Source organism: Streptomyces europaeiscabiei (assembly GCF_001550375.1).
GTDB lineage: Bacteria > Actinomycetota > Actinomycetes > Streptomycetales > Streptomycetaceae > Streptomyces > Streptomyces europaeiscabiei.
Genome location: NZ_LRTR01000061.1, coordinates 1 through 5,394, shown reverse-complemented (window position 1 = coordinate 5,394; position 5,394 = coordinate 1). Strand labels below are relative to the sequence as shown.

At 70.1% G+C, this 5,394-nt stretch carries 10 protein-coding genes and 1 pseudogene; 8 read left to right on the top strand and 3 right to left on the bottom strand.

From position 1 onward, the window contains the following. From AWZ10_RS02785 to AWZ10_RS02750, 8 genes are all read left to right on the top strand, one after another. Nucleotides 1-228 (top strand): GvpL/GvpF family gas vesicle protein (locus AWZ10_RS02785; protein ID WP_208618434.1); only part of this gene is annotated, 228 nt, incomplete at its 5' end. A gap of 67 nt (nt 229-295) precedes the next feature. Next, nucleotides 296-559, top strand: a complete 264-nt coding sequence (locus tag AWZ10_RS02780; protein WP_046702780.1) for a gas vesicle protein GvpG — start codon at nt 296-298, stop codon at nt 557-559. Next, on the top strand, nt 556-1,233 hold the full coding sequence (locus tag AWZ10_RS02775; RefSeq protein WP_046702779.1) for a hypothetical protein: 678 nt from the start codon (nt 556-558) through the stop codon (nt 1,231-1,233). Before AWZ10_RS02780 ends, AWZ10_RS02775 begins: the two co-directional genes overlap by 4 nt. Beyond that, a complete protein-coding gene (locus tag AWZ10_RS02770) occupies nt 1,226-2,413 on the top strand; it encodes an SRPBCC family protein (RefSeq protein WP_060890357.1) in 1,188 nt (395 codons plus the stop codon). The genes AWZ10_RS02775 and AWZ10_RS02770 overlap by 8 nt, the downstream gene beginning before the upstream one ends. Next, nucleotides 2,410-2,778 (top strand): gas vesicle protein, encoded by a 369-nt coding sequence (locus tag AWZ10_RS02765; protein WP_037703995.1) that lies wholly within the window; start codon nt 2,410-2,412, stop codon nt 2,776-2,778. Before AWZ10_RS02770 ends, AWZ10_RS02765 begins: the two co-directional genes overlap by 4 nt. Next, nucleotides 2,775-3,569: a GvpL/GvpF family gas vesicle protein gene (locus tag AWZ10_RS02760; protein ID WP_046702777.1), complete on the top strand. Its 795-nt coding sequence runs from the start codon at nt 2,775-2,777 to the stop codon at nt 3,567-3,569. The genes AWZ10_RS02765 and AWZ10_RS02760 overlap by 4 nt, the downstream gene beginning before the upstream one ends. Then, on the top strand, nt 3,566-3,754 hold the full coding sequence (locus AWZ10_RS02755; protein WP_005482370.1) for a gas vesicle protein: 189 nt from the start codon (nt 3,566-3,568) through the stop codon (nt 3,752-3,754). Before AWZ10_RS02760 ends, AWZ10_RS02755 begins: the two co-directional genes overlap by 4 nt. Further along, nucleotides 3,751-4,032, top strand: a complete 282-nt coding sequence (locus tag AWZ10_RS02750; protein WP_005482371.1) for a gas vesicle protein K — start codon at nt 3,751-3,753, stop codon at nt 4,030-4,032. The genes AWZ10_RS02755 and AWZ10_RS02750 overlap by 4 nt, the downstream gene beginning before the upstream one ends. A 35-nt stretch (nt 4,033-4,067) precedes the next feature. Here AWZ10_RS02750 and AWZ10_RS02745 read toward each other — a convergent pair whose 3' ends face one another. The 3 genes and pseudogenes from AWZ10_RS02745 to AWZ10_RS53420 all read right to left on the bottom strand — a co-directional run. Beyond that, nucleotides 4,068-4,238 (bottom strand): hypothetical protein, encoded by a 171-nt coding sequence (locus AWZ10_RS02745; protein WP_037703997.1) that lies wholly within the window; start codon nt 4,236-4,238, stop codon nt 4,068-4,070. Between the two features lie 43 nt (nt 4,239-4,281). After that, on the bottom strand, nt 4,282-5,103 hold the full coding sequence (locus AWZ10_RS02740; RefSeq protein ID WP_046702776.1) for a class I SAM-dependent methyltransferase: 822 nt from the start codon (nt 5,101-5,103) through the stop codon (nt 4,282-4,284). Between the two features lie 112 nt (nt 5,104-5,215). Further along, nucleotides 5,216-5,394: pseudogene (locus AWZ10_RS53420) on the bottom strand (phosphoesterase); the annotation flags it as partial.

Sequence of the window (5,394 nt, the reverse complement as noted above, 5' to 3'; positions counted from 1 at the left end):
CGGGCGCTGGAGCCGGCCGCCGCGGCCGTCAGCGCGGGCCCCGACTCCACCGGCTGGCTGGCCAATCTGTCGTTCCTCGTGAACCGGCAGTCGGCCGCGGCGTTCCTCGACGCCGTGGAGGACGTCCGCAAGAGCCATCCGCACATCGAGGTGCGCGTGAACGGGCCGCTGCCGCCGTACAGCTTCGTCGAACCGGGGCCCGCGCAGCCCGCTGGGACGACGCACTGACGGCGTGCTCCGCGTGTGTCCACGGCGCGTCGTACCTACGGCGTTCCAAGGCTGAGGAGGCGAACACATGGGACTGATCACAGAGGTGCTGCTGCTGCCGTTCGCACCGGTGCGCGGCAGCCTCTGGGCGGTGAGACAAGTCGTCACCGAGGCCGAGCGTCAGTACTACGACCCTGCGGCCGTCCGTGCCGATCTCGCCCGCCTCGAGCAGCGGCTCGAAGCGGGCGAGATCGATGAGGAGGAGTTCGACCGGCTGGAGGACGAACTCCTGGACCGGCTGGAGATCAGCTCGCAGAGGAGCACAGGAACCGGGAACGGGACGACACAATGAATCGAATCGGACTGGGCCTCGCGGTAGGGGCCGGATACGTCCTCGGACGTACGAAGAAGATGAAACTCGCCTTCGCGGTCGGCACCATGGTGGCGGGCAAGCGGATGCAGCTGAGCCCGCGGGCGCTCGCGGACCTGGTGTCCCGGCAACTGCAGAACAACCCGCAGTTCAAGGAGATCGGGGACCAGCTCCGCGGGGACCTGCGCGGTGTCGGCAGGGCGGCCACCGGGGCGCTGATCGAGCGGCAGATCGAGGGGCTCGCCGGCCGACTGCACGGACGCACCTCGCAGATGCGCGACCAGCTCGCCGGAGTGGCACCCGACCTGCCGGGGCGCGGCGGGAAGGACCGCGAGGACGAGTACGCGGACGAGGCGGACGACGACGAGTACGCCGACACGCGTGACGAGTACGACGAGGAACCCGAGGAGAAGACCTCGCGCAGGAGGCCGGCGAAGAAGGCCGCGCCCAAGTCGCAGGGGAAGGCAGCGCCCAAGTCGCAGGGGAGGCCGGCCGCGAAGAAGGCTCCCGCCGATAAGACCGCCGCCCCGGCGCGGAAGGCACCGGCCAGGAGGGTGACCGCCAAGAAGGCCGCCCCCGGCAAGGCCCCGGCCAAGAAGAACGCCCGCAGGGCCACCGGGTCGCGGGCGACGCGGGGAGGCGGCGACGATGACTGAGACCCTCGGCGCGGCGACCGGACGCGCGACGGACCGGGCGAAGGACGGGGCGAAGAGCAACCCGCTCACCGACGTGGTCCATGGCGAGGCCGTCGACCATCTCAAGGCCGAGGCCCGGGAGTATCTGGCCGCCCAGGCGCAGCGGCTCCTGGTCGGCGCCGGCCGCAAGCTCGGCGAGACCACCGGCAAGCTCAACGACATCGCCGACGGCAACAGCCCCGGCTTCGCCAAGCTCGCCCTCGACGGCGGGCGCAAGCTCGCCGAGGGCAAGGGGCCGCTGCGCACCGCCCTGGAGGTGGGCGCGGGCCGCGCCAAGGACGGCGTGCTCGGCGCCTTCAAGAGCCTCGGCGGCGGCAAAGGCAAACGCAAGGGCGGCTCGGGCAGCAAGCCCACGGTGATCATCGAGTCCATCGACGTCGGGGTGCCGGTGCGCACCGCGTACGACCAGTGGACCCAGTTCCAGAGCTTCAGCACCTTCGCCAAGGGTGTGAAGAGCGCCAACCAGGCCGACGACACCCACTCCGACTGGCAGCTGAAGGTCTTCTGGTCCAGCCGCAGCTGGAAGGCGCACACCACCGAACAGGTGCCCGACGAACGGATCACCTGGACGTCGGAGGGCGCCAAGGGAACCACGAAGGGCGCCGTCTCCTTCCACTCCCTCGCGGACAACCTCACCCGGGTTCTGCTGGTCCTGGAGTACTACCCGAAGGGCCTCTTCGAGAAGACCGGCAACATCTGGCGCGCCCAGGGCCGCCGGGCCCGGCTCGACCTCAAGAACTTCGCCCGCTTCATCACCCTCAGGGGCGAGGCCGAGGACGGCTGGCGCGGCGAGATCCGCGACGGCGAGGTCGTCGTCAGCCATGAGGACGCCCTCGCGGAGGAGGAGCGAGAGGAGCTGCCTGAGGACGAGGCGCCGGAGGACGGCGACGCCGAGTACGCGGACGAGGAGCCGGAGCCGGACGAGGAGCCCCGAGACTCCGACGAGGCGTACGAGCCGGACGAGGCCGACGAGACCGACGAGTACGCCGACGAGGACGACCCGGAGGACGCGGAAGAGGTCCCCGAGGACGAGTACGAGGACGTTCCCGAGGCCGAGGGCGACGCCGGGGAGGACATCGCGGAGGAACCGTACGAGGATGAGGACGAGGAACCGGCCGCCGCGGGCAGGAGTCGTCGATGACCTTCCCGAGCCGAGTCCCCGAGCCGTACGGCCAGAGCGGCGGGAGTGCCAACCTGGCCGACATCCTGGAGCGTGTACTCGACAAAGGTCTGGTGATCGCGGGTGACATCCGCATCAACCTGCTCGACATCGAACTGCTCACGATCAAGCTGCGCCTGATCGTCGCCTCCGTCGACAAGGCCAAGGAGATGGGGATCGACTGGTGGGAGACCGACCCGGCGCTGTCGTCCAACGCCCGCCGTGACGAACTCTCCCGTGAGAACGCCGAGTTGCGTGCCCGGCTCGCGGAGCTGGACGAGGGCGGGTACCGGCGGGAGCCGGAGCCGGCCATCGAGCGCGACCGCGCCAGAGAGGAGCCCTCATGACCGGACTGCGTTACGTGTACGCCGTCTGCCGCCCCTTCGACGCGGCGCTCCAGTCCCAGCTCACCGGGGTCGCGGGCGCGCCGCCCCGGCAGCTGCGCCACCACGACCTGATCGCCGTGGTCAGCGAGGTGCCGGAGCGCGACTTCGCGGAGCAGCCGCTGCGCGCCCATCTGGAGGACCTGGACTGGCTCACCGAGACCGCCCGCGCCCACCAGAGCGTGATCGACGCCCTCACCGTCGTCACCACGCCCCTGCCGCTCCGGCTCGGCACCGTGTTCCGCGACGACAGCGGCGTACGGGTCATGCTGGAGGCCCGCGAGGAGGGCTTCCGGCGGACCCTGGACCGGCTGGCGGGCCGGGTGGAGTGGGGCGTCAAGGTGTACGCGGAGTCCGAGGAGCAGGAGCGGCCCCAGGAGCCCGTGAAGGTCTCCTCAGGGCGCGACTATCTGCGGCAGCGGCGGCGGAGTCACCGGGCCCATGAGGAGATGTGGGAGAACGCCGACCGGTTCGCGCGCGGTCTGCACGGCACCCTCTCGGAGTTCGCCGAGGACACCCGGCTGCACGCTCCGCAGAATTCCGCGCTCTCCGGCGTTCCGGGACGCAATGTGCTGAACGCGGCCTACCTGGTGTCGCGTGCCCATTCCGAGGAGTTCGTGGAACTGGTGGACCGTACGAAGGGCGAGGAACCGGGATTGCGGGTGGAACTCACCGGGCCCTGGGCGGCCTATTCCTTCAGCGGAGAGAGCGAAGAGGGCCGCGAGGGCATGGAGAGTGTGGAGGACGGCCCGTGACCGTGATCGAACGTCGTGAAGTGGCCCTGGTGGATCTCCTCGACCGGCTTCTCGCCGGCGGGGTCGTGATCACCGGTGACCTCACCCTGCGCATCGCGGACGTCGATCTCGTCCGCATCGACCTGAACGCGCTGATCAGCTCCGTGAACGAACAGGTTCCGTCCCCCTGGGGAGGCATCGAGTGACCGGCCGCAACCGCGTCGAACTGGAGCCCGACACGGTGGAGAGGGACCTGGTCAAGCTGGTCCTGACCGTGGTCGAACTGCTGCGCCAGCTCATGGAGCGGCAGGCGCTGCGCCGCTTCGACACCGGGGAACTCTCGGAGGACCAGGAGGAGCGCATCGGGCTCACGCTGATGCTGCTCGACGACCGTATGACCGAGCTGCGCGAGCGTTACGGACTGCGGCCCGAGGACCTCAACCTGGACCTCGGGCCGCTCGGACCGTTGCTACCGCGCGAGTGAATCAAGGGGTGGATTCACCTGCGGCGCGGGTGAATTCACCACTTGTACCAGCGTCCCCTTCCTCCGGAGGCGGACGTGCCGCGCACCAGGAATCCGAGGAGCCACAGCACCAGAACAGCCAGTGCGATGTACCAGAGAACCTCGACCGCGAATCCGGCGCCGAAGAGAATCAGCACCAGCAGCAGTACCAGCAGGATGGGAACCATAAGGCGAACCTCCTGATGGTCCGGGTTTCCAGAATGTTCCCTTTCAGGCCGTCTTGCGGCAGAGAATTTCTCCGTGCAGTACGGCGAACCAGCCGTCCTCCTGCCGCCCCCATTCCCGCCAGGCCGCCTCGATCGCATGGAGCCGCTCGACCGTCGCGTGACCGCTCTCCGTGGCCCGCTCGGCGTACGCGGAGGCGACCGTCCGGTCCGCCCACAGTCCGCTCCACCAGGCCCGCTCGTCCGCCGTGGCGTAGGTCCAGGTGGCGGAGGTGGCCGTGATGTCGGTGAGCCCGGCGCGCAGGGCCCATGACTTCAGCCGGCGCCCCGCGTCGGGCTCACCGCCGTTGGCGCGGGCCACCCGGCGGTACAGGTCCAGCCAGTCGTCCATGCCCGGGGACCCGGGGAACCAGGTCATCGCCGCGTAGTCGGAGTCACGGACGGCGATCAGACCGCCCGGCCTGGTCACCCGGCGCATCTCGCGCAGCGCCTGCACCGGGTCGCCGACGTGCTGGAGCACCTGGTGCGCGTGGACCACGCAGAAGGTGTCGTCCGGGTGGTCCAGCGCGTGGACGTCCGCGACGGCGAAGTCCACGTTGCGCAGGCCGCGTCCGGTGGCCGTGGCGCGTGCCTGGTCCAGGATGCCGGGGGCGTGGTCGACGCCGGTGACGTGCCCGTCCGGGACCAGGGCGGCCAGGTCCGCCGTGATGGTGCCCGGACCGCAGCCGATGTCCAGGATCCTCATGTGGGGCTTCAGCGAACCGAGGAGGTAGGCCGCCGAGTTGGCGGCCGTCCGCCAGGTGTGCGAGCGCAGCACCGACTCATGGTGTCCGTGCGTGTAGACGGCGGTCTCCCGTGCCTTCGACATGGCCGTTCCCCTTCCACGAGGTCCGTGAGGTCCACGAGTTCGTGCTCGAACCGTACGCGACCGTGCCGAATAATGAGACCGCCGTCTTGAATTGTGGACTAGCGTTGGTGGGTCAGTGCGGCACCGGGCGGTAGACCGTCAGCGCCTCCGGGATCTTCCGGAGCGTCAGATCCCCTTCCACCTCGGTGACTTCCCCGTCGTACGCGAGCAGGGTGCCGGGCGCGATGCCGTCCACCCGGAGCCGCCGTACGCGGACCGCCGCGTGGGCCGGGGTGCGGGTCAGCGGGCCGG

What these genes read in the sequence shown, in the direction of transcription:
- AWZ10_RS02780 (WP_046702780.1), top strand. Translation starts at nt 296, where the DNA reads ATGGGACTGATCACAGAGGTGCTGCTGCTGCCGTTCGCACCGGTGCGC.
- AWZ10_RS02775 (WP_046702779.1), top strand. Translation starts at nt 556, where the DNA reads ATGAATCGAATCGGACTGGGCCTCGCGGTAGGGGCCGGATACGTCCTC.
- AWZ10_RS02770 (WP_060890357.1), top strand. Translation starts at nt 1,226, where the DNA reads ATGACTGAGACCCTCGGCGCGGCGACCGGACGCGCGACGGACCGGGCG.
- AWZ10_RS02765 (WP_037703995.1), top strand. Translation starts at nt 2,410, where the DNA reads ATGACCTTCCCGAGCCGAGTCCCCGAGCCGTACGGCCAGAGCGGCGGG.
- AWZ10_RS02760 (WP_046702777.1), top strand. Translation starts at nt 2,775, where the DNA reads ATGACCGGACTGCGTTACGTGTACGCCGTCTGCCGCCCCTTCGACGCG.
- AWZ10_RS02745 (WP_037703997.1), bottom strand. Translation starts at nt 4,238, where the DNA reads ATGGTTCCCATCCTGCTGGTACTGCTGCTGGTGCTGATTCTCTTCGGC.
- AWZ10_RS02740 (WP_046702776.1), bottom strand. Translation starts at nt 5,103, where the DNA reads ATGTCGAAGGCACGGGAGACCGCCGTCTACACGCACGGACACCATGAG.